Raw genomic sequence first — 20,767 nt, 5'->3', positions numbered from 1 at the left:
TTCAACTGTGTCGGGCTTAAACCCCACCCCCCCCGGCGGTGGGGGCGGGGGGCGGTGGCGGTGGTTTAACCCGCCCTACCGTGCTCGACCGCGAATGATCTCCCCAGTGGCGAAACAGTCGCCGTCAGCCTCAGCGCCTCGGACCCAAGTCAGTCCACAGGACTGCCCCAAACAAGCGAGGTATCGAAGCCGGGTGATCGCGGTCAGATAAGCCCGGCAAGGCGACGACACCCCAAACGCCAGTCAAGGCCCGGAGCTGACCTGAGCGGGCTGGGTGGTCGTGGTCGGGGGTCTCGATCGCATGGATGCGATCGTGAAGCCTCCACGGACGGATTCACGGCGTCCCCCGACCGCGACCACCCAGCCCACTCAGGTCGAAACACCCCAACAAAACCCGAAGTACCCCAGCAAAACCCCAGTTCAGCTCAACCACCCCCGGTCCGCAACCGAACCCGTACCTGTCGAAGCGCCTCCGAGGAAACGGCACCCTCCGTCAAAACCACGGAGCGCCGCCGAAAACGCCCCACACGGAAATTCAACACCACCAGCCCAACGCCGACATAGGTGCTGGGCAACAACCGCGCCTGCTCCAGACCGCCATCCGCCCTGGTCAGCACCCAGCCCTCATCATCGTGCGCCACCTCCACAACAGACCACGGCGCCCGATGCAACACATGACACCAGAGCGAAAAGCCCAGACTCCCCAACACCAGCGCCCCAACGCCCAAGCGCATCGGCCACACCAGCGACGAAGCCTCCGGCGGCAACAGCCAGAGCACCGCCAGCGCCATCCCATGCACCAGCAATACATAACCCAGCAACCGCCGAGACAACGCCAGACGCAGCCTCAGCGGCGGTTTCAGTCGATGATCGCTCACCCCGGAGGGCCCGAGCCGGAAAGCCCGACCCGGGAAACCAGGTGATCAGCTCAACACCGTGCCCGCATAATCCGCCAGACCCGGATTACCCTGCACACCCTTCAGCTTCGGCGTATTGAGCTTGGCCAGCTTCACCGTCTTCACATCGCGCAGATAGGTGGCCACCGTCTCCCAGATCGGCTCATCCGGCGCCTGGCTGCCCACCGTGGCCCAGCCCGCCACCACGTACTTCTTGTCCGCCTCGATCCGGGTGCCGTCGTCGAGCTGCATCTCGGTGATGCGCTCACCCATGCCGGCGGCCGGATCGCAGACATAGTCCAGTCCGCCCACGCGCACCATGTCGCCGCCCTGCTGCACATAGGGGTCCTTGTTGAACAGGTTGTCGCAGACATCCTCCAGGATCGCCTTGATCTCCGCGCCCGACATCTCCCGACGATAGGTCTCCGGATAGGTGATGCAGGTCTGATCCATCACGTTGTCCATGGTGATCTTCTGCCCCGGCAGCACCGTGGTACCCCAGCGGAAGCCCGGCGACAGGCTGATCTGCGCGTCCTTCACCTTGCGCAACGCATCACAGATCACCTGATCGAAGGTCCCGTTGAAGTTGCCGCGCCGATACAGCAGCTCCTCGGCAGTGGCCAGCTCCTCGGTGAGCCTGTCCTTGTAGGGGGCGCGGACCTCCTCGATGTACGCCGCCATCTCCGCATCCGCCGGCAGCAGGTTCGAGAACACCGGCAGCAGGCGATAGCGGTAGTCGCGCAGCTTGCCGTCGCGTACGTCCAGATCCATGACACCGAGGAACTTGCCGTTGGAACCCGCATTGGTGACCAGCGTCTTGCCCCCGGCATTGTCGACCACGGTCGGCGCGGGCATGCCGTCGTGGGTGTGACCGCCAAAGATCACGTCGATGCCGGTGACGCGGGAGGCCATCTTCAGATCCACGTCCATGCCGTTGTGGGAGATCACCACCACCAGGTCCGGCGACTCCTCGGCGCGCACCTGGTCGACGATCTCCTGCATGCGCGCGTCCTGGATGCCGAAGGTCCAGTCCGGGATGAAGCGCGACGGATTCGCGATGGGCGTGTACGGGAAGGCCTGACCGACCACGGCCACCTTCACGCCGCCCACCTCCTTGAGGGTGTAGGGCTTGAACGCCAGCCCGGCATCCTCATCGAAACCGCCGAAGTCGGCGAAGCGGTAGTCGAACAGCGCCTCCTCGCGCACCTTGACGTTCTGGGCGACAAAGTCGCCGTTGAAGGCGCCGATGTTCTTGATCACCTCCTCGTCGCGGTAGGTGAACTCCCAGTGGCCGGTCATCACATCGACACCCAGCCGGTTGCAGGCGCCGACCATGTCCATGCCGCGGGTCCAGTAGGCGGTGCCCGAGCCCTGCCAGGTATCGCCGCCGTCCAGCAGCAGGGAATTGCCGTCGCCGCGTTCGGCGCGGATGCGGTCCACCAGGGTCTTCAGATGCGCGAAGCCGCCGACGGCGCCGAACTTCTCCGCCGCCTCGGGAAAGTTCAGGAAGCTGAAGGCATGCGCCTCGATGCCGCCCGGTTCGATGCCAAAGTGCTGCAGCAGGGCGTTACCCACCAGGTGCGGCGCCTTGCCGAAGGCCGGCCCGATGCCGATGTTCACGTTCGGCTCGCGAAAGTAGATCGGGTTGAGCTGGGCGTGGGTGTCGGTGATGTGCAGCAGCGAGACATTGCCGAACCGGGGCACCTCGTACAGATCGCTCGGCTGCCTTGCCTGCGCGAACACCGAACCCGGCAACATGCCGGCCGCACCGGCCAGGCCCACCAGCCGCATGAACTCGCGTCGTGAAATGGTCATTGGGGTATCATCTCCTCTGTCTCTGGTTCTTTGACTTCACCGGCATCCGGGCGCTGCGGCCGTCGCGTTTCGTGAGCGGCGCAATACCTGCCGGAAACAACCGACCGCCCGTCTGTCACAGGCGCGCTAGTATGCACATGCCCTCACCCGGTTTGCCATCTGTAGAATCACGACCAAATGCCGGGAAATGGCCAAGGGCCCTGCAGATCGCGCTCCGCTGGCGGCTGCCGCACCCCCGTTTCATCCGTCTGCCTGCTCCCTTGCTGGCCCCCTGGCCGGCGCTGATGGTGCCGGCGCTCCTGCTTGTTAGCGGCAGCGCGGCCGCGGACACCCCGGCCCCCTTCACCCTTGGTGATGCGCTGACCCGGTACTGGATCGCCGTGGTCGGCGGCGCCACCGTGCTGGTACTGCTGGTGGGCCTCACCAGCCGCACGCTGCAGCTCAACCAGCAGCTGAGCCGGGCCAACGCCAGGCTGGAGCAGCGCCAGCAGCTGATCCTCGACTCGGTTGCCGAGGGCATCTACGGCATCGATCGCGACGGTCGCACTACCTTCGCCAACAAGGCCATGGAACGCATGAGCGGCTGGCGCGCCGCAGAGATCATCGGCCAGAACAGCCATGAGTTGCTGCATCACACGCGCCCCGACGGCGAGCCCCATCCGCAGGAGACCTGCCCGGTGCACGCCACCTGCATGGACAGCCAGCCCCGGTTCGTCGACGACGACGTCTTCTGGCGCCGCGACGGCACCAGCTTTCCGGTGGAATACAGCGTCACGCCACTGCTGGGCGAGCGCGGTGAGACCATCGGCTCCGTCGTGGTCTTTCGCAACATCGCCGAGCGGCGTCGGCAGGCGGAGCGCATCCGCCAGTACGAGGTGGAGCAGGCCCACAACATGCGACTGAGCACCCTGGGGGAGATGGCCTCGGGCATCGCGCACGAGCTCAACCAGCCACTCACGGCCATCACCACCAATGCCCGCGCCTGCATCCGCCTGATCGAAGCCGGCCGCAGCGATGCCGAGCACTGCATCCAGATCGTCTCCAAGATCGCCGCCCAGGCGGAACGCGCCGGCGAGGTGATCCGTCACATCCGCAGCTTCGTGCGCAAGGAACTGCCGGAGGTGGCCCCGGTGGCCGTGGCGGAGATGTTCGAGACCGTGATGGTGCTGCTGGGGGCGGATGCGCGTCGCGCGAGCGTAGTGCTGACCCAGCGCATCAGCGCCGACGTCGACCAGGTGCTGGCACAGCGCACACAGATCGAGCAGGTTCTGCTGAACCTTGCGCGCAACGCCATCGAGGCCATGGCCGAGCAGATCGGCGAGCGCCGCGTGCTGCTGCTGGCACGGCGTCAGGGGTCCATGGTGGAGTTTCGCGTCGTCGACACCGGTCCAGGGCTGGGCCAGGGCTCACCAGAGTACCTGTTCGAGGCATTCGTGACCACCAAGCCTCAGGGGCTCGGTGTCGGGCTGTCCATCAGCGCCGGCATCGTCGAGGCCCACGGCGGCCGGTTGCGAGCGGATTCCACCCCCGGCATCGGCGCCACCTTCTACTTCAGCCTGCCCTGCGCGAGCAACGCAGGCGCGGAAACGATGGCAGTCACCACCGCGGATAGTGAAAAACCAGAGAAAGAAGCAGTACAATCCATGGCCGCTACAGTAGATTCCGCCGGAGACCGAGCATGAATGAAGAGCCGACGGTGTTTATCGTCGACGACGACAATGAAGTCCGCGAATCCATCGCGCTACTGATGGACTCGGTTGGTTTGCCCAGCGCCAGCTTCGATTCCGCCTGGGCCTATCTGAACTGTTTCGACCCGATGCGGCCGGGCTGTCTCGTGCTCGACGTGCGCATGCGCCAGATGAGCGGGCTGGAGCTTCAGGAACGCCTGGCCGAAGAGCCCATTCATCCCCCCATCATTATCATCACCGGTCACGGCGACGTACCGATGGCGGTGCGCGCGGTCAAGAACGGCGCGGTGGACTTCATAGAAAAGCCCTTCAACGATCAGACACTGCTGGACGCGGTGCAACGCGCCATCGACATCGACGCCGAGCGACGCGGCCATGCCGCAGAACTGGCCAACATCCAGGAGCGGCTGGAGCGGCTCACCAAGCGCGAGCGCGAGGTGCTGGAGCAGATCATCGACGGCAAGCGCAACAAGGTGATCGCCGCGGACCTCGGCATCAGCCAGTCCACGGTGGAGGCCCATCGCGCCAAGGTGATGGAAAAGCTGCAGGCGCGTTCGCTCTCCGAGCTCATGCGCCTGATGCTGGCAACCGACACGGATACCGCCCGGAGCCGGGACAGCGCCTGAGAATACACTGATCTGTTCGGCGTTCCTGGCGAGTGTCCACCGCATTCCGGCCTACCCCACTTTATTAGCAATAATCAACCTTGAGTTTGTTAGGCAGCGGGCCGATCATCTGCCGACGCGAAACCGACAACCAATACCGATCGAGGAGGATCTTCCATGCTGTCAAGACACAGCACCCTCAAGGGCGCACTGGCAGCCGCGTCGCTGACCCTGTTCAGCGCGGGCGCGTACGCCGAGATGCCGGCCATGCAGCTCGACGGCGACGTCGAAGCCGGCAAGGCGGTCGCCATGGACCGCGCCAAGGGCAACTGCATCGCCTGCCACGTGATCCCCGGTGGCGATTCGCCGGGGGCCATCGGCCCCGCGCTGGTGGCCATCCAGACGCGCTTCCCGAGCAAGGAGGAAGTGGCTCGCCAGATCTGGGATCCCACCGTGAAGAACCCTGAGGTGGTGATGCCGCCATTCGGCAAGCACGGCATCCTCAGCAACCAGGACTTCGTCAACGTCGTCGAGTACATCTGGTCCCTGTAACGGCCCGCCATCGAGCCCCATCCTGAGGAAGACTCGAAACAATGAACAAGACCACCGCCCTACTGACCGCTGCCTGCATCGGCGGCCTGCTCACCACCCCGCTCATCGCCAGCACCCCGGCCGAAGACCAGGCGGACTGGCAGGCCTACTTCCAGCAACGTTTCCCGCAGGTGCCAAAGGACGATTTCGTCAACGGCGTCTACTCCATCGACCCGGTGGGCCGCGAGAACTGGGAGGCCATCGAGGAGTTTCCGCCCTACGAGGCCGCCATCTCCGATGGTGAATCCATGTGGAACACCCCCTTCGCCAACGGCAAGACCTATGCCGACTGCTTTCCCGAAGGTCCCGGCGTGGCCGGTCAATATCCGCACTGGGACAAGGAACAGGGCCTGGTCATGACCCTGCCGCTCGCCATCAACCAGTGCCGCGAGGCCAATGACGAGAAGCCGCTAAAATACAAGAAGGGGCCCATCGCCGATCTGCTCGCCTACATGACCTATGAGTCCCGCGGTCAGGTCATCGACGTCGTGATCCCGGAGGATGACCCCCGTGCGCTCGAGGCCTACGAGCAGGGCAAGCAGTTCTACTTTGCTCGCCGCGGCCAGCTCAACTTCTCCTGCGCCAGCTGCCATGCGGGCAACTCCGGCACCACGCTGCGCACCGAGATCCTGAGCCCGGCCTTCGGCCACACCACGCACTTCCCGGTCTACCGCTCCAAGTGGGGCGAGATGGGCACGCTGCACCGGCGCTTCTCCGGCTGCAACAAGCAGGTGCGCGCCAAGGACTTCGAGGCCCAGGGCGAGGAATACCGCAACCTGGAATACTTCATGACCTACATGAACAACGGCCTGGCCTTGAATGGCCCCGGCGCCCGCAAATAACAACCGACTGACGCCCGGCGACCCGAGCGCCGGGTGTCTTTCCAGCACGATCGAGGAGTGACCCCATGAAGTTGAACAACCTGGCCACACGGCTGGTCATCGCCGTCCTGCTGATTGCAGTGCCGGTCACCGCGGCCTGGGCAACCACCCGGCAGGAGGCGGAAGACGCCATCGCCGAGGCCAAGGCCATGCGTGAGAAGGCCGCCGCCGCCGGCGTCACCGACAGCCAGGCGACGGAGATGATCGAAGAGGCCGAGGGCCTGATGCCAAGCCGGCAATACACCCGTGCCCGCATGATCTCCTACTGGGCGGTGCGTCAGGACGAGTTCGCCATGCAGGCGCTGGCCGGCGAAACCGCGGCCACCGACGACAAGGCAGCCCTGGCCGAGGCCATGATTGCGTCCGCTGAAGAGGCTCGCCAGAAGGCCGCGTCCGTCGGCGGCGAATGGCGCGACATCGGCAGCATGATCAAGTCTGCCCAGACGCTGGCCGGTGCCGGCGAGTTCGACCAGGCCATCGAGGCGGCCAGTGCCGCCAAGTTCCAGGCCGAGCGGGGCTACGAGCAGGCGCTGGCAGAACGCAATGCCGACTTCCCCGCGTTCATGCGCAAGTCCGCCGACTAGCCCCAAGGCCATGCCCCGGCCTGTGTCCGGCGCATCCCCCCACCCGCCCGAACATGCTCCCTCGAGAAGAGACGACATCACCATGAATACCACCGCCCCTGTCGGCTCCGGCCTGTTCCTTGGCCTTCTGCTCATCGGCAACTCGGCGTTCGCCGCCGACAACCGCATCTCCGCCTCCATCGAGACGGTGGAGGTCAAGCACAACGGCGAGACTGTCATCATCCAGCGCGGTCATGACCGCGGCGCCACGCTGCCGGAGATCTTCCAGAAGTCCGAGCGCGGCTGCCCGCCCTTCTGCATCCAGCCCATGGAGGCCGCGCCCGGTGTCGAGACCGTCGGCGAACTGGAGGTGCTCGACTACCTGAGCCGCATGTCCAAGGGAGACGACCGCATCCTGCTGATCGATTCGCGCACGCCGGACTGGGTCATGCGCGGCACCATCCCCGGCGCGGTCAACATCCCCTGGAACCGCATCAATACCGATACCGCCGGCACCTTCGAGACCCCTACCGAGGCCGAGGGTCTGGTGCATATCCTGGCCGACGAATTCGGCGCCTCGTACGACCCGGCCAATGAGACCTGGGACTTCAGCAACGCCAAGACCTTGATCCTGTTCTGCAATGGCATCTGGTGTCCGCAGTCCACCGCCAATCTGCAGACCCTGGTGGAACTGGGCTACCCGGTGCACAAGCTCAAGTGGTACCGCGGCGGCATGCAGGACTGGGTCAGCGTCGGCCTGACCTCGGTCAAGCCCTAGCGATTCGCCGGACAATCGCTTGACAGCAAGGCGCCTTCGGGCGCCTTTTTGCTTTCTGGATCGGGAGTTGCCGGCAAGAAACCGTCGGGGTAAATACGCGCAACCTTGCCACCACCGGCCGGCCAGGCGACCGGCAACCAGCCCGAAACAATACTTTCGATTTATAAATAGCAATCCCAAACGTATCATAATTCCGTAATATTCGAACGGACATCTGTCCCGAACCGCGCTTTCCCTGATGGGCCCCGCATGCTGAGTATCCTCACCGCCGTCGGATTCATGGCCACGCTCGGCCTGCTGCTCGCGATCATCCTGATCGTCGCCAACCGATGGCTGTATGTCTATGAAGACCCGCGCATCGATCAGGTCGAAGATCTGCTGCCGCGCGCCAATTGCGGCGCCTGCGGCACCGCCGGCTGCCGCCCCTTTGCCGAGATGCTGGTCAAGGGCGAGATAGAGCCGGGCCGGTGTACCGTCAATTCAACCGAGATGAATCAGGTCATCGCCGATTTCCTGGGGGTCGACCTGGGTGCCGGCGAGAAGCGCGTGGCGCGCCTGGCCTGCGCCGGCGGCGACCACGTGGCCGGGATGCGGGCCGCCTACCAGGGGCTGCACACCTGCCGCGCCGCGGCGCTGGTGTCGGGTGGCGGCAAGGGCTGTGCCTGGGGCTGCCTGGGCCTGGGCGACTGCGAGGTGGTCTGCGACTTCAACGCCATCCAGCTGGACCGTCACGGCCTGCCGGTGGTGGACGAGAGCAAGTGTACCGCCTGCGGCGACTGCGTGGATGTCTGTCCGAAAGACCTGTTCAGCCTGCATCCGGTGAGCCATCGGCTCTGGGTCGCCTGCAAGAATCTGGACTTCGGTGACGAGGCCGAGCGCCAGTGCGCCGTCGTCTGCACCGCCTGCGGGCGCTGCGCCCAGGACTCGCCGGAAGGCTTGATCGAAATCCGTGACAACCTGGCCCAGGTCGACTATGGCAAGAATGCGCTCGCCTCCAAGGTCGCCATCGAGCGCTGCCCAACCGGCGCCATCGTCTGGCTGGAGCCCGGCGGGCTGGTCCTGAAGGGGCGCGATGCCCGAAAGGTGATCCGCAAAGAGGCCTTGCCGATCACCTGATCGCCTGCAGAACCCAAATCGTGCAACACGTCAGGTGGACAGGCGCAGCGCCACCCACCGACGGGCCACTCACTCCAACCCCGCATTGGCTCGCTCGACGGGAGCCGACAGGGCGGGATCCAACACAGAGAAGTACCATGCTCGGCAAGAAAGACGAACAGCAGGTCAAGTATCCCGGCAAGCGGATGGCGATGGACGGCAACACCGCCGTCATCATGTGCGAACGCGAGGCCTCCGATGCTGCCGGCGCCTACCCCATCACCCCCTCCACCCAGATGGGCGAATACTGGGCCGAGGAGATGGCCAAGGGCCACCTGAACGTCTCCGGAAATCCGCTGATCTTCGTCGAGCCCGAGTCCGAGCACGCCGCCGCGGCGGTGACCGCCGGCATGTCCATGACCGGCCTGCGCGCCACCAATTTCTCCTCGGCCCAGGGCGTGGCCTTCATGCACGAGTCGCTGTACTCGGCGGTCGGCAAGCGCCTGCCCTATGTGCTGAACATCGGCGCCCGCGCCATCACCAAGGCCAGCCTGAACGTCCACTGCGCACACGACGACTATCACTGCATCGACGACACCGGCTTCCTGCAGGTGTTCGGCAAGAGCGCCCAGGAGGCGGCCGACCTGAACCTGATCGCGCGCAAGGTCGCCGAACTGACCCTGACGCCGGCCGCAGTGGGCCAGGACGGCTTCCTCACCACCCATCTGATCGAGCCCCTGCAGGTGCCTGAGCGTGGGCTGGTGGAAGAGTTCCTGGGTCGCCCGGACGACATCATCGACTGCCCGACCCCGGCGCAGAAGCTGGTCTATGGCGAGACGCGCCGGCGCGTGCCCCTGGTGTGGGACGTCGATAACCCCTTCACCTCGGGCTCGGTGCAGAATCAGGACGCCTACATGCAGGCCGTGGCCGCCCAGCGGCCCTATTTCTTCGACCATATCGCGGCCATCACCGATCAGGTCATGGATGAGTTCCATGGGCTTACCGGCCGTCGGTACCAGCGCGCCAGCGGCTATCGGCTGAAGGATGCGGACTACATCATCGTCGGTCAGGGCAGCATGATCACCCAGGCCGAGGCGGTGGCAGACTACCTGCGCGACACCCGCAAGCTCAAGGTCGGCGTCATCAACCTGACCATGTGGCGCCCCTTCCCCGGCGACCTGGTCGGCCAGCTGCTCAAGGGCCGAAAGGGCGTGGCTGTGCTCGAGCGTACCGACCAGCCCCTGGCCGAAGACCTGCCGATGATGCGCGAGGTACGCGCCGCGCTGACCAAGTGCCTGGAGAACGGCGCCGTCGGCAAGGGCGAGGCACTGCCCTATCCGGATTACGTCGCCTACCGCCAGGGCGACATGCCGCGGCTGTACTCCGGCTCCTACGGCCTGGGCTCCCGCGATCTGCAGCCCGAGGGCCTGATCGCGGCGGTGGAAAACATGATCCCTGGTGGCGCCCGGCGCCCCTTCTTCTACCTGTCCGTGGACTTCGTCCGCGAGCCCTTCGATCCCAAGGACGAGATCCGCATCCAGCGGCTCAAGGACGCCTACCCGCACATCGGCGACCTGGCCCTGCGCGGCAGCGAGAATCCGAACCTGCTGCCCAAGGGCGCCATCACCGTGCGCATGCACTCGGTCGGCGGCTGGGGCGCCGTGACCACGGGCAAGAACCTGGCCATGACCCTGTATGACCTGCTGGGCTTCGACATCCGCGCGAACCCCAAGTACGGCTCGGAGAAGAAGGGCCAGCCCACCACCTACTTCCTGTCGGCGGCACCTGAGCCGATCCGGCTGAACTGCGAATACACCTACGTGGACGTGGTGCTGAGCCCGGATCCGAACGTCTTCACCCACTCCAACCCGCTGGCGGGTCTGGACCGTGGCGGCAGCTTCATCATCCAGTCCAGCCTCGACAACGCCGAGCAGGTCTGGGCCAGCTTCCCGCCAGCGGCGCGCAAGTTCATCGTCGATCACGAGATCCGCGTATTCTTCATCGACGGCTTCCGCATCGCCCGCGAGGAGGCGTCCGATCCTGAACTGCAGTTCCGCATGCAGGGCATCGCCTTTCAGGGTGCCTTCTTTGCCGCCTCGCCGCTGATGCAGCGGGCCGGGCTCGATGAGACCGGCCTGTTCAAGGCCATCGAGGACCAGATCCGCAGCAAGTTCGGCGCCAAGGGCGAGCGCGTGGTGCAGGACAACCTGCGCATCGTGCGCCGCGGCTTCGACGAGATCGTCGAGATCACCGACAAGCCGGTCATCAGCGGCCAGCTCATGTCGCGCAAGGCGCCCGGCCTGCCGGTCATGCTCAAGCAATTGCCCGAGGGCGACGGCGGCGTTGGCGACGTGCACCGCTTCTGGGAGCAGACCGGCGCCTTCTACGCCAGCGGTCGCGGCAGCGACAACCTGGCCGATCCGCACATGGCCCTGTCGCTGATGCCCGCCTCCAGCGGCGTCTACCGCGACATGACCCAGATCCGCTTCAGCTATCCGAAATACCTGCCGGAGAACTGCACCGCCTGCGGCAACTGCTTCGCGGTCTGCCCGGACAGCGCCATCCCGGGGCTGGTCAACAAGGTCTCCGATGTCTTCGCCGCCGCCATCGCCAAGGTGGAGCGCGGCCTGCCCACCCAGCACCTGCGCCGCGAGACGCGCAACGTCGAGAAGCGCCTGCGCGCACTGGTGGAAGCCGCCGGCGAGGCCGCCGACATGCACGCGCTGATGGATCAGGCCGTGCTCGAGACACTGGCCGCCTACGAGGGCGAGCCGGAGCAGAAGGCGCAGATGGAGCAGGAGTTCGGCCTGCTGCTGCAGGCCCTGGGCGACTACCAGTTCGCCATCACCAAGCCCTACTGGAACAACCGCGAGAAGAAGCAGAAGGGCAGCGGCGGGCTGTTCAGCATCACCGTCAACCCCTACACCTGCAAGGGCTGCATGGAGTGCATCGAGGTCTGCGACGACGGCGCGCTGATCTCGGAGCCGCAGACCGACGAGGCCATCGAGCAGATGCGCGCGCGCTGGGATACCTGGCTGTCGCTGCCGACCACGGACCCGGACTTCATCCGCATCGACGACCTGGACGACAAGGTCGGCGCGCTGGAGACCCTGCTGCTGGACAAGTCAAACTACCAGGCCATGGTCTCCGGCGACGGCGCCTGCATGGGCTGCGGCGAGAAGACTGTCATTCACCTGTTCACGAGCACCGTCAGCGCACTGATGCAGGGCCGCGTGAAGCGCCATGTGGCGGAACTGGACGACCTGATCAATCGACTGGAGACCCAGGTGCGGCTCAAGCTGGCGGCCAACATCGACCTGGGCAACACCGCAGCCATCAACAAGGCCGTGGCGGCACACAAGGATGCCGACCTGCACCTGTCGGACCTGTCCGCCGAGCTGGACCAGGCCCAGCGCGGCGAGCCGGTGGATCAGGAATGGCTGACCTGGGTCACCGGCGTGCTCGACAAGCTGCGCCATCTGAAGGCCCAGTACACCGCGCCGCAGCCCCGCACCAACATGGGCATCGTCAATGCCACCGGCTGCACCTCGGTGTGGGGCGCCACCTTCCCGTACAATCCCTATCCCTTCCCCTGGGCCAACCATCTGTTCCAGGACTCACCCTCCATGGCGCTGGGCCTGTTCGAGGGGCACATGCGCAAGATGGCCGAGGGCTTCAAGGCCATCCGCATGGCACGGCTGGAACTGGACGGCGGCTACAACCCGGCGGAGCACGCCGAGGCCCTGACCTACTTCGACTGGCGCGCCTTCTCCGACGAGGAGTGGCTGCTCTGCCCGCCAGTGGTTGCCGTGGGCGGCGACGGCGCCATGTACGACATCGGCTTCCAGAACCTGTCGCGGGCCCTGATGACCGGCCATCCGGTGAAGATCCTGGTGCTCGACACCCAGGTCTATTCCAACACCGGCGGCCAGGCCTGCACCTCGGGCTTCATCGGCCAGGTGGCGGACATGACCCCCTACGGCAAGTCCATGAAGGGCAAGGTCGAGATCCGCAAGGAGATGGGCCTGATCGGCATGGCCCATCGCACCAGCTTCGTGCTGAACAGCAGCGCCGGCAACCTGACCCACCTGCTGGAGGGCTTCATCGACGGCCTCAATGCCCGCCGTCCGGCCCTGTTCAACGTCTACACCAGCTGCCAGCCGGAGCACGGCATCGGCGATGACATGTCCACGCACCAGGCGCGCATGGTCATCGAGTCCCGCGCCTATCCGCTGTTCCGCTATGACCCGGACGCCGGTACCAGCTTCGAGGAATGCTGCTCCATCGAGGGCAACCCGAACATCGACCAGGACTGGATCAGCTGGACCCTGAAATACACCGACGCCAAGGGCGAGCCGGCGGAGATGGAGGTGCCCTTCACCTTTGTCGACTTCGCCATGACCGAGGGCCGTTTCCGCAAGCACTTCCGCAAGGCACCGCCGGAGACCTGGAACGACAGCATGGTGCCCATCGCCGAGTTCCTGCAGCTGGACGAGGACGAGCGGGAAGGCCACTTCCCGTACGTCTGGGGCGTGGATGCCAAGAACCGGCTCATGCGGGTGCTGGTGAGCCAGGAGCTGGTCGCCTCCTGCGAGGAGCGCCTGGGCTTCTGGACCCAGCTGCGCGGCCTCTGCGGCGAGCTGAACAAGGTGGACATCGAGCAGGTACGCAACGAGGCCAAGGCCGACATGGCGCAAAGGCTCACCAGCAGCCTGCTGGCCATGGCCGGCGGCGACGCGTCCGCCCTGTCGGCGCTGACCGGCGGCGGCAACGGCCATGGCGGCAATGGCGCCGCCGCCGGCGGCAACGGCGCGGCCCAGCCTGCCGGCGCAGCATCAGGCGACTGGGAGCCGGTCTGGGTGGAAACGCCCGAGTGCACCGCCTGCGACGAGTGCGTGGTGATCAACCCCAAGATCTTCAAGTACAACGCCGACAAGAAGGTGGAGGTCATCGACCCCAAGGGCGGCTCGTTCAAGGACATCGTCAAGGCCGCCGAGAAGTGCACCGCTGGCTGCATCCATCCCGGCACGCCCTGGAACCCCGCCGAGGCCGGCCTGGACAAGCTGGTGAAACGGGCGGAGAAGTATCAGTAGAAGCCGCCAGCCGCCAGCTGCCAGCCACCAGCGCCAAGCCCTCCGCAGCCAGCAGACAGGACCTTCTGGCTGGAGGCTGGAGGCTGGCAGCTCCCCACCCAACCAACCTGAACGCCACACATGGGTCTTCAAAGCCTTTTCCATCGCCACCCGACGTTCGAGCACGGCATCTATCCCGTCGAGCACAAGGAGCTGACGGCGGACAAGCCGATCCGCCGGTTATCGTTTGCGCCTGAGCTGGTGATTCCGCTGGCGCAGCACAAGGGTGCGCCAGCGGTGCCCCTGGTCAAGGTGGGCCAGGAGGTGGTGCGCGGCGAGCCCATCGCGCGGGCCGAGGGATTCGTGTCCGTGCCGATGCATGCGCCGGCCACCGGCATCATCAGCGCCATCGAGCGGGTGCCCACCGCCGAGGGGCCGAAGGCGCCGGCCATCCGGCTCAAGGTCTACGAGGCTGCTAGCCAGCAGGTGCTCTATGACTTCGAGCGCGACCTGGAGGTCATGACCCCGGATTCGATCATCAGCGCCGTGCAGGACGCCGGCCTGGTCGGCCTGGGGGGCGCGGCCTTCCCCAGCCATGTGAAGATGCGCCCGCCGGAGGGCCGCACGATCCACACCGTCATCGTCAACGGTTGCGAGTGCGAGCCCTACCTGACCTGCGATCACCGCATCATGCTCGAGCAGACGGATGCGCTGTTCCGCGGTATCCGGCTGGCGATGAAGGCCACCGGCGCCCAGCGTGCCATCATCGGCGTCGAGGACAACAAGCTCGATGCCGTGGCACACCTGCGCAAGTACCTGGCCGGGGAAGCGGCCCGCGACCCGTCCGCCGCATCGGTCATCACCGCCCAGGCCGTTGAGACCAAGTACCCCCAGGGCGCCGAGAAGATGCTGATCAGCAGCCTGCTCGGCAAGGAGGTGCCGATGGGCGGCCTGCCGGCGGATCTCGGCGTCGCCGTCTACAACGTCGGCACCCTGGCGCAGATGGGCGACCTGCTGCCCAAGGGCCGCGGGCTCATCGAGCGCGTGGTCACCGTGAGCGGCCCCGCCGTGGAGCATCCGGGCAACTTCATGGTGCCCATCGGCACGCCGGTGCGCTTCCTGCTAGAGCAGGTGGGGCTCGCCGACGACGTCGGCGAGGTGATCCTGGGCGGCCCGATGATGGGCATGGCCGTCGCCTCGCTGGATGTGCCGGTGACCAAGGCCGTGTCGGGAGTGGTGGCGCTGCGGCAGGAAGACCCTGACCTGCACCAGCGCAAGGTCTACCCCTGCATCAAGTGCGGCGAGTGCCTGAAGGCCTGCCCCATTTCGCTCAACCCGTCCATGCTCGGTGAGCTGGCCCAGGCCCGCCAGTACCCGCGCATGGCCGAAGAGTTCAATCTGGATCAATGTTTCGAGTGCGGCTGCTGCGCCTATGTCTGTCCGTCAAACATCCCGCTGACCCAGTACTTTCGCATTGCGAAGTCGATCAACAGGGATCTGGCGAATGGATGAGATGCAAGGCCACAGCCTCCAGCCGCCGGCCGCCAAGCCGGCAGCGCTGACGTCTCCGCGCCCGGCCCTGAACAGGACCCCCGAACATGCCCGCTAAGCCCATCGAGATCCGGACCTCCCCGCACCTGAAGCGGGCCATGAGCGTGGATCGCATCATGCGCAGCGTGGTCATCGCGTTGCTGCCGATCTGTGCCTTCTCGATCTATCAGTTCGGCCTCAGTGCCCTGCTCTTGATCCTTACCACCACCGCCGTGGCCATGGCCACCGAGTGGCTGTTCGCACGGTTGAGCGGTCAGGGCAATACCCTGACGGACTGGTCCGTGGTCATCACCGGCATCCTGCTGGCCCTGACCCTGCCGCCGGGCTTCCCGTTGTGGATGGCGGCGGTGGCGGCCTTCGTCGGTGTGGCGCTGGGAAAGGCGCTGTTCGGCGGGCTCGGCTTCAATGTCATGAACGCGGCCCTGGTCGGCCGCGCCTTCGTGCAGGCGGCCTTCCCGGTGGCCATCACCACCTGGACGCCGGCCTTTGCACCCGGGCGTTTCACCGAGGTCATCCCCTCGACCCTGACCATGCCCTTCATGCAACCCGTCCCGGTGGCGGACTGGATCGCCGGACTACAACTGGACGCCTGGTCCGGGGCGACCCCGCTGGCGCTGCAGAAGTTCCAGCAGATCGAGCCGCCCGTGACCGAGGTCTTCACCGGCATGATCGCCGGCTCCGCCGGCGAGACCTCCGCCCTGCTGATCCTGCTCTGCGGGCTCTGGCTGGCGTTCAAGCGCGTGCTGGACTGGCGCATCCCGGTGGCGGTGATGGCCGGCGCCGCCCTCACCGCGCTGCCGTTCTGGCTGCTGGACAGCAGTGCCAACCCCAGCCCCGGTTTCGTGCTGTTCACCGGCGGTCTGATGCTCGGTGCCTGGTTCATGGCCAGCGATCTTGTGGGTTCACCGGTCACCGTCAGCGGCATGGTCATCTATGGCGTCTTCATTGGCGCACTGACCGTGATCATTCGACTGTTCGGTGGCCTGGTGGAGGGCGTCATGTATGCCATCCTGCTCGCCAACGCCGCGGCACCGCTGATCTCCAGCTGGACCCAGCCCAAGGTCTATGGCGCGGTCAAGCAGTCGCGCAAGGTGAAATAACGCCATGAACATCAAGGTCGAAGTCCAGGCCCAACAGCCGGCCACACCGAGCTGGGCCATGCTGCGCACCCTCGCCGGCATCGCCCTGTTGTCCGGCCTGCTGGTGGTGCTGATCTATCAGTACACCAAGCCCATCATCGCCGAGAACCAGCGCGTGCTGACCGAGCAGGCAGTGTTCGAGGTGCTGCCTGGCGCGGTCACCAAGGTCGATCTGCGGCTCACCGATGCCGGGCTGTCACCGGCGGACGCTGGCACCGAAGGTCTGCGGCTGTTTGCGGGCTTCAATGCCGACGGCACGCTACGGGGCGTGGCCTTCCCGGCGGCGGCACGGGGCTATCAGGACATCATCGAATTCCTGTTCGGTTACGACCCGGCCTGTGCCTGCATCATCGGCAGCAAGGTGCTGCGCTCCACCGAGACGCCGGGGCTTGGGGACAAGATCGACACCGACCCGGCCTTTCTGCAGAACTTCGAGGCCCTGGATGCCCGGCTGAATGCCGCAGGGACGGGCCTGGCCAATGCCATCGTGCTGGTCAAGCACGGCACCAAGACCGAGCCCTGGCAGATCGACGGCATCTCCGGCGCCACCATCTCCGGCAATGCCATGGCACGGGCACTGAACCAGTCCGCGCAACAGATCGTCCCGGTCATACAGCGCGACCGCGACGTGCTAAGTGCGGCGACACCGCGTCCTTGACGCGCGACGTCTGAAAGAAAACCGCAAAGACGCAGAGAACACAGAGAAACACGCAGAGCAAAGCAGTACGCATTCCTCTGGTCTTCCCTCCGCGCCCTCTGCGCCTCTGTGGTTGATACAGTTATCCATACAAGATGAGTACAAGGTGAGTCATGGCTAACCTGCCCAACACCACCGAGAACCTGAGCCTGGACACCTTTGTCCGCGGGCTCTGGCGCGAGAACCCGGTGTTCGTGATGCTGCTCGGCATGTGCCCGGTGCTGGCGGTGACCAACACCACGATGAACGCCCTGGCCATGGGGCTGGCCACCACCTTCGTGCTGGTCTGCTCAAGCGTGCTGGTGTCGCTGCTGCGCAACTGGATCCCCAAGCAGGTACGCATCGCCAGTTACATCGTCATCATCGCCACCTTCGTCACCATCGTCGACTACGGCATCCAGGCCATCAGCCTGGAGCTGTATGCGGCGCTGGGGGCCTTCATCCAGCTCATCGTCGCCAATTGCGTCATCCTGGGCCGCGCCGAGGCCTATGCCTCCAAGCAGCGTCTGCACACCACCCTGATCAACAGCCTGGGCATGGGCGCCGGCTTCACCATTGCCCTGCTCTCCCTCGGCACCGTGCGCGAGGTACTGGGCAACGGCACCCTGCTTGGCATCCCGCTGTTCGGCGAGAACTTCCAGCCCTGGGTGGTCATGATCCTGCCGCCGGGAGGCTTCTTCGTGCTCGGCACCTGGCTGCTGCTATTCAACTGGCTGCGCCTGCGCAAGGAGCGCAAGGCCCTGCAACACGCCGGAGTCCCCGCCAATGCAGGCTGAATCCCTCTACTCCATTTTTCTCAACGCCGCCATCGTCAACAACTTCGTGCTGGCGCTGTTTCTGGGCATCTGTCCATTCCTCGGCGTCTCGGCCAAGAAGGAGACCGCATGGAACATGGGTCTGGCAACCATGTTCGTGATGCTGGTCAGCTCGGCCGCCGCCTACGGCATCAACTGGTTGCTGACCGAGCTGGAGCTGGAGTTCCTGCGCCTGATCTGCTACATCGCTGTCATCGCCTCGGCGGTGCAGCTGGTGGAGATGTTCGTCAAGCGCTTCAGCCCGGCGCTGTTCCGCTCCCTTGGCATCTTCCTGCCGCTGATCACCACCAACTGCGCCATCCTGGGTCTGGCCCTGTTCCAGACCGCCAAGGAATACAGCTTCGTCCAGAGCCTGGTCTATGCGCTGGGCGCTGGCGTCGGCTTCATGCTGGCCCTGATGCTGATGGCCGGTCTGCGCGAGAAGCTGGAGCTGGCGCGGGTGCCGGACGTGAGCCAGGGCGCGGCCATGAGCCTGATGCTGGCGGGCCTGCTGTCGCTGGCCTTCATGGGCTTTGCCGGCCTGGGAGGCTCCGTTGGCTAAGCTCGCACTTGCCGTGCTGATCATCTTCACCGTGCTCGCGGGCTGGGTCTGGGTGCAGCAGCGCTATGCCCGCTTCGCGCGCCAGCACCCGGAGCTCGGGCCCTATCGCCCCGAGGGCGGCGGCTGCTCCTGCGGCAGCGGCCACTGCGAACGCTCCAGCGGTGGCGGTTGTTGACTCGCCAGGCCCCGAAAACTTTACCCCGCAGAGACCTAAAGCCGACAGAGGCAAGACAGGGACTCCGTCGAATCATTCCTGCCCTCTGCGTTCTCTGCACCTCTGCGGTTAGTTTCATCGACTTATCACGCTCACCAGGAGTCGAGACATCATGACTGAAGCCCCGGCCAACATCGGCCCGACCACCCAGGCGGTAATCAAGGACTCGCAGCGCATCACGCCGGACAACACCGCAGAGGTGCGCCACATCAAGCTGCAGGTACTCGACCCGGCCTTCCAGTTCGTCGAGGGCCAGAGCATCGGCGTGCTGGTGCCGGGACCGCATCCCTTCGGCAACCCCTACCACCTGCGTCGCTACTCCATCGCCAACGCGCGCAATCTGCCCGGCAGCGACGGTGTCGATATCGACCTGCTGGTGCGCCGCTGTTTCTACGTGGACGAGATCAGCGGCGAGCGCTACCCGGGCATCGCCTCGAACTACCTCTGCGATGCCGGGCCAGGCGCCGAGCTCACCATCAGCGGCCCGTATCACAGCCCGTTCAAACTGCCGCAGGACAATACCGCGAACCTGCTCATGATCGGCACCGGCACCGGCATTGCGCCCTTCCGCGCCTTCGCCCAGTTGATCTACGAGCGCCGCGGCGACTGGCAGGGCCAGGTCCGTCTCTATTACGGCGGTCGTAGCGGTCTGGACCTGATGTACGCCAACGACGAAACCAGCGATCTGGCCAACTACTACGACGAGAAGACCTTCAAGGCCTTCAAGGCCCTGGGTACACGGCCGCTCATGACCTCGTCCGAGGCCCTGGCGCAGGGCATCAACCAGAATGCCGAAGATGCGCTGAGCCTGATCCAGGCGCCCAATACCCACGTCTTCCTGTCCGGTCTGGAGAAGATCGCGCGGGTCTTCGACAAGGTCATGGCCGAGAAGCTCGGCAGCGACGATGACTGGAGCGCCTTGAAACGGCGCATGATCGACCAGGGCCGCTGGTCCGAACTCATCTACGAGTGACAACCGCGGCGAACCGCAAGGGCAAAAAAATCGCACAAACCCTTGCGCACCAGACAAAGCAGCAGTATACTGCGAAGCTCAGATGCGGGGTGGAGCAGTCAGGCAGCTCGTCGGGCTCATAACCCGAAGGTCGTAGGTTCAAATCCTGCCCCCGCTACCACTGAAATCTATCTGTACGGTCTGCGCCAATGCCTGATTGGCGCACATGACCGCAACAGCCATCCCGTACTTCCCCCTCACGATGAACTCGTCCAAGGTATTGCCTAGGGTTGCACCCAGGGCTTGCCGGATTACCCTGCGGGCTTACACGTCCCCCAGGTACTGCGACAAGGCGACGGCGCTCCTGGGCGTACCATGAGTTCCACAGCGGACAAGATCCTGTTCTCCATCATCGAATCCCCCGCCCACCCGCGGCTGGAGGGGCTCTGCCAGCGCCTGGGCATCCAGCAGGTGCGCCTGCCCTCCCAGCGCAAGGCATTGAAGGCGCTCAAGCGGACCATGCCCGACTGGGTGGTGGCGGAGTTCTTCTACGGCTTCGGCAACAACTACGCCGGCGCCAATGTCAGCAATCTGGATGTATTCCTTGCGAGTCTGCGCGCCACGGCACCGGCGGCGCGCGTGATCGTGCTGGTCGACAAGGCGCAGACTCAGTACGTCCCCCTGCTCGCCGAGCGCTTTGTGCTGCATGCGGTGCTGACGCTGCCGGTGACCGAGGAGGACATGGCGGCCATTCTGCGCGATGCCTAGGGTTCTTGATCGGGGCATGGCGTCTGAGTAGCCGTTTTCCGCACAAAGGGGTTGCACAGGTGAAAGCGATTTATTGGCCCCTGTGGTGTGGGAGGGGAGGATCTGG

General features: G+C 65.4%; 18 protein-coding genes and 1 tRNA gene. 17 read left to right on the top strand and 2 right to left on the bottom strand.

Translation table 11 applies throughout. From position 1 onward, the window contains the following. Nucleotides 1-425 precede the first annotated feature (425 nt). Entirely contained in the window at nucleotides 426-878 is a 453-nt protein-coding gene (locus F2Q65_RS14715) for a protein YgfX (RefSeq protein ID WP_150094171.1), read from the bottom strand. A gap of 45 nt (nucleotides 879-923) precedes the next feature. Continuing rightward, entirely contained in the window at nucleotides 924-2,711 is a 1,788-nt protein-coding gene (gene soxB, locus F2Q65_RS14710) for a thiosulfohydrolase SoxB (RefSeq protein ID WP_150094170.1), read from the bottom strand. Nucleotides 2,712-2,971: 260 nt separating this feature from the next. On the opposite strand from soxB, the gene F2Q65_RS14705 reads away from it, so the two are divergent. From F2Q65_RS14705 to F2Q65_RS14625, 17 genes are all read left to right on the top strand, one after another. Beyond that, nucleotides 2,972-4,393 (top strand): two-component system sensor histidine kinase NtrB, encoded by a 1,422-nt coding sequence (locus F2Q65_RS14705; RefSeq protein ID WP_170265749.1) that lies wholly within the window; start codon nucleotides 2,972-2,974, stop codon nucleotides 4,391-4,393. Continuing rightward, a complete protein-coding gene (locus F2Q65_RS14700) occupies nucleotides 4,390-5,025 on the top strand; it encodes a response regulator transcription factor (protein WP_150094168.1) in 636 nt (211 codons plus the stop codon). Before F2Q65_RS14705 ends, F2Q65_RS14700 begins: the two co-directional genes overlap by 4 nt. 156 nt (nucleotides 5,026-5,181) lie before the next feature. Then, a complete protein-coding gene (gene soxX, locus F2Q65_RS14695; RefSeq protein ID WP_150094167.1) occupies nucleotides 5,182-5,556 on the top strand; it encodes a sulfur oxidation c-type cytochrome SoxX in 375 nt (124 codons plus the stop codon). A 41-nt stretch (nucleotides 5,557-5,597) separates the two neighbouring features. Continuing rightward, nucleotides 5,598-6,437: a sulfur oxidation c-type cytochrome SoxA gene (gene soxA, locus F2Q65_RS14690; RefSeq protein WP_150094166.1), complete on the top strand. Its 840-nt coding sequence runs from the start codon at nucleotides 5,598-5,600 to the stop codon at nucleotides 6,435-6,437. A gap of 65 nt (nucleotides 6,438-6,502) precedes the next feature. Further along, complete coding sequence (locus F2Q65_RS14685) at nucleotides 6,503-7,060, top strand: hypothetical protein (RefSeq protein ID WP_150094165.1); 558 nt, start codon at nucleotides 6,503-6,505, stop codon at nucleotides 7,058-7,060. 82 nt (nucleotides 7,061-7,142) lie between these two features. Continuing rightward, a complete protein-coding gene (locus F2Q65_RS14680; protein WP_150094164.1) occupies nucleotides 7,143-7,817 on the top strand; it encodes a rhodanese-like domain-containing protein in 675 nt (224 codons plus the stop codon). A 249-nt stretch (nucleotides 7,818-8,066) separates the two neighbouring features. Then, entirely contained in the window at nucleotides 8,067-8,933 is an 867-nt protein-coding gene (locus tag F2Q65_RS14675; protein WP_150094163.1) for an RnfABCDGE type electron transport complex subunit B, read from the top strand. A gap of 137 nt (nucleotides 8,934-9,070) precedes the next feature. Next, entirely contained in the window at nucleotides 9,071-14,005 is a 4,935-nt protein-coding gene (locus tag F2Q65_RS14670; protein WP_150094162.1) for a 2-oxoacid:acceptor oxidoreductase family protein, read from the top strand. Nucleotides 14,006-14,125: 120 nt separating this feature from the next. Then, complete coding sequence (rsxC, locus tag F2Q65_RS14665; protein ID WP_150094161.1) at nucleotides 14,126-15,496, top strand: electron transport complex subunit RsxC; 1,371 nt, start codon at nucleotides 14,126-14,128, stop codon at nucleotides 15,494-15,496. Between the two features lie 86 nt (nucleotides 15,497-15,582). After that, entirely contained in the window at nucleotides 15,583-16,635 is a 1,053-nt protein-coding gene (locus F2Q65_RS14660; protein ID WP_150094160.1) for an RnfABCDGE type electron transport complex subunit D, read from the top strand. A gap of 4 nt (nucleotides 16,636-16,639) precedes the next feature. After that, nucleotides 16,640-17,332, top strand: a complete 693-nt coding sequence (locus F2Q65_RS14655) for an RnfABCDGE type electron transport complex subunit G (RefSeq protein ID WP_150094159.1) — start codon at nucleotides 16,640-16,642, stop codon at nucleotides 17,330-17,332. A gap of 152 nt (nucleotides 17,333-17,484) precedes the next feature. After that, the gene (gene rsxE, locus F2Q65_RS14650; protein WP_150094158.1) at nucleotides 17,485-18,147 is read left to right on the top strand and encodes an electron transport complex subunit RsxE; all 663 of its coding nucleotides are present in this window, start codon (nucleotides 17,485-17,487) and stop codon (nucleotides 18,145-18,147) included. Beyond that, entirely contained in the window at nucleotides 18,137-18,727 is a 591-nt protein-coding gene (locus F2Q65_RS14645; protein WP_150094157.1) for an electron transport complex protein RnfA, read from the top strand. Before rsxE ends, F2Q65_RS14645 begins: the two co-directional genes overlap by 11 nt. Then, nucleotides 18,720-18,902, top strand: coding sequence for a hypothetical protein (locus F2Q65_RS14640; RefSeq protein WP_150094156.1), 183 nt, complete (start codon nucleotides 18,720-18,722; stop codon nucleotides 18,900-18,902). The genes F2Q65_RS14645 and F2Q65_RS14640 overlap by 8 nt, the downstream gene beginning before the upstream one ends. A gap of 151 nt (nucleotides 18,903-19,053) precedes the next feature. Next, nucleotides 19,054-19,914 carry a ferredoxin reductase domain-containing protein gene (locus tag F2Q65_RS14635; RefSeq protein WP_150094155.1) on the top strand — a complete coding sequence of 287 codons (861 nt, stop codon included), beginning with the start codon at nucleotides 19,054-19,056 and terminating at the stop codon, nucleotides 19,912-19,914. An 83-nt stretch (nucleotides 19,915-19,997) separates the two neighbouring features. Further along, nucleotides 19,998-20,074 (top strand) — tRNA-Met (locus F2Q65_RS14630). Nucleotides 20,075-20,268: 194 nt separating this feature from the next. After that, entirely contained in the window at nucleotides 20,269-20,661 is a 393-nt protein-coding gene (locus tag F2Q65_RS14625; protein WP_150094154.1) for a hypothetical protein, read from the top strand. The last annotated feature ends 106 nt before the right edge of the window (nucleotides 20,662-20,767 follow it).

It is taken from the genome of Thiohalocapsa marina, assembly GCF_008632335.1.
In the GTDB taxonomy this organism is placed as follows: domain Bacteria; phylum Pseudomonadota; class Gammaproteobacteria; order Chromatiales; family Chromatiaceae; genus Thiohalocapsa; species Thiohalocapsa marina.
This window is presented reverse-complemented; position numbering and strand designations above follow the sequence as displayed.

Bases quoted from the DNA above. Each gene is read 5' to 3' on its own strand.
- soxB (WP_150094170.1), bottom strand. From the start codon at position 2,711: ATGACCATTTCACGACGCGAGTTCATGCGGCTGGTGGGCCTGGCCGGT.
- F2Q65_RS14700 (WP_150094168.1), top strand. From the start codon at position 4,390: ATGAATGAAGAGCCGACGGTGTTTATCGTCGACGACGACAATGAAGTC.
- soxX (WP_150094167.1), top strand. From the start codon at position 5,182: ATGCTGTCAAGACACAGCACCCTCAAGGGCGCACTGGCAGCCGCGTCG.
- soxA (WP_150094166.1), top strand. From the start codon at position 5,598: ATGAACAAGACCACCGCCCTACTGACCGCTGCCTGCATCGGCGGCCTG.
- F2Q65_RS14685 (WP_150094165.1), top strand. From the start codon at position 6,503: ATGAAGTTGAACAACCTGGCCACACGGCTGGTCATCGCCGTCCTGCTG.
- F2Q65_RS14680 (WP_150094164.1), top strand. From the start codon at position 7,143: ATGAATACCACCGCCCCTGTCGGCTCCGGCCTGTTCCTTGGCCTTCTG.
- F2Q65_RS14675 (WP_150094163.1), top strand. From the start codon at position 8,067: ATGCTGAGTATCCTCACCGCCGTCGGATTCATGGCCACGCTCGGCCTG.
- F2Q65_RS14670 (WP_150094162.1), top strand. From the start codon at position 9,071: ATGCTCGGCAAGAAAGACGAACAGCAGGTCAAGTATCCCGGCAAGCGG.
- rsxC (WP_150094161.1), top strand. From the start codon at position 14,126: ATGGGTCTTCAAAGCCTTTTCCATCGCCACCCGACGTTCGAGCACGGC.
- F2Q65_RS14660 (WP_150094160.1), top strand. From the start codon at position 15,583: ATGCCCGCTAAGCCCATCGAGATCCGGACCTCCCCGCACCTGAAGCGG.
- F2Q65_RS14655 (WP_150094159.1), top strand. From the start codon at position 16,640: ATGAACATCAAGGTCGAAGTCCAGGCCCAACAGCCGGCCACACCGAGC.
- rsxE (WP_150094158.1), top strand. From the start codon at position 17,485: ATGGCTAACCTGCCCAACACCACCGAGAACCTGAGCCTGGACACCTTT.
- F2Q65_RS14645 (WP_150094157.1), top strand. From the start codon at position 18,137: ATGCAGGCTGAATCCCTCTACTCCATTTTTCTCAACGCCGCCATCGTC.
- F2Q65_RS14635 (WP_150094155.1), top strand. From the start codon at position 19,054: ATGACTGAAGCCCCGGCCAACATCGGCCCGACCACCCAGGCGGTAATC.
- F2Q65_RS14625 (WP_150094154.1), top strand. From the start codon at position 20,269: ATGAGTTCCACAGCGGACAAGATCCTGTTCTCCATCATCGAATCCCCC.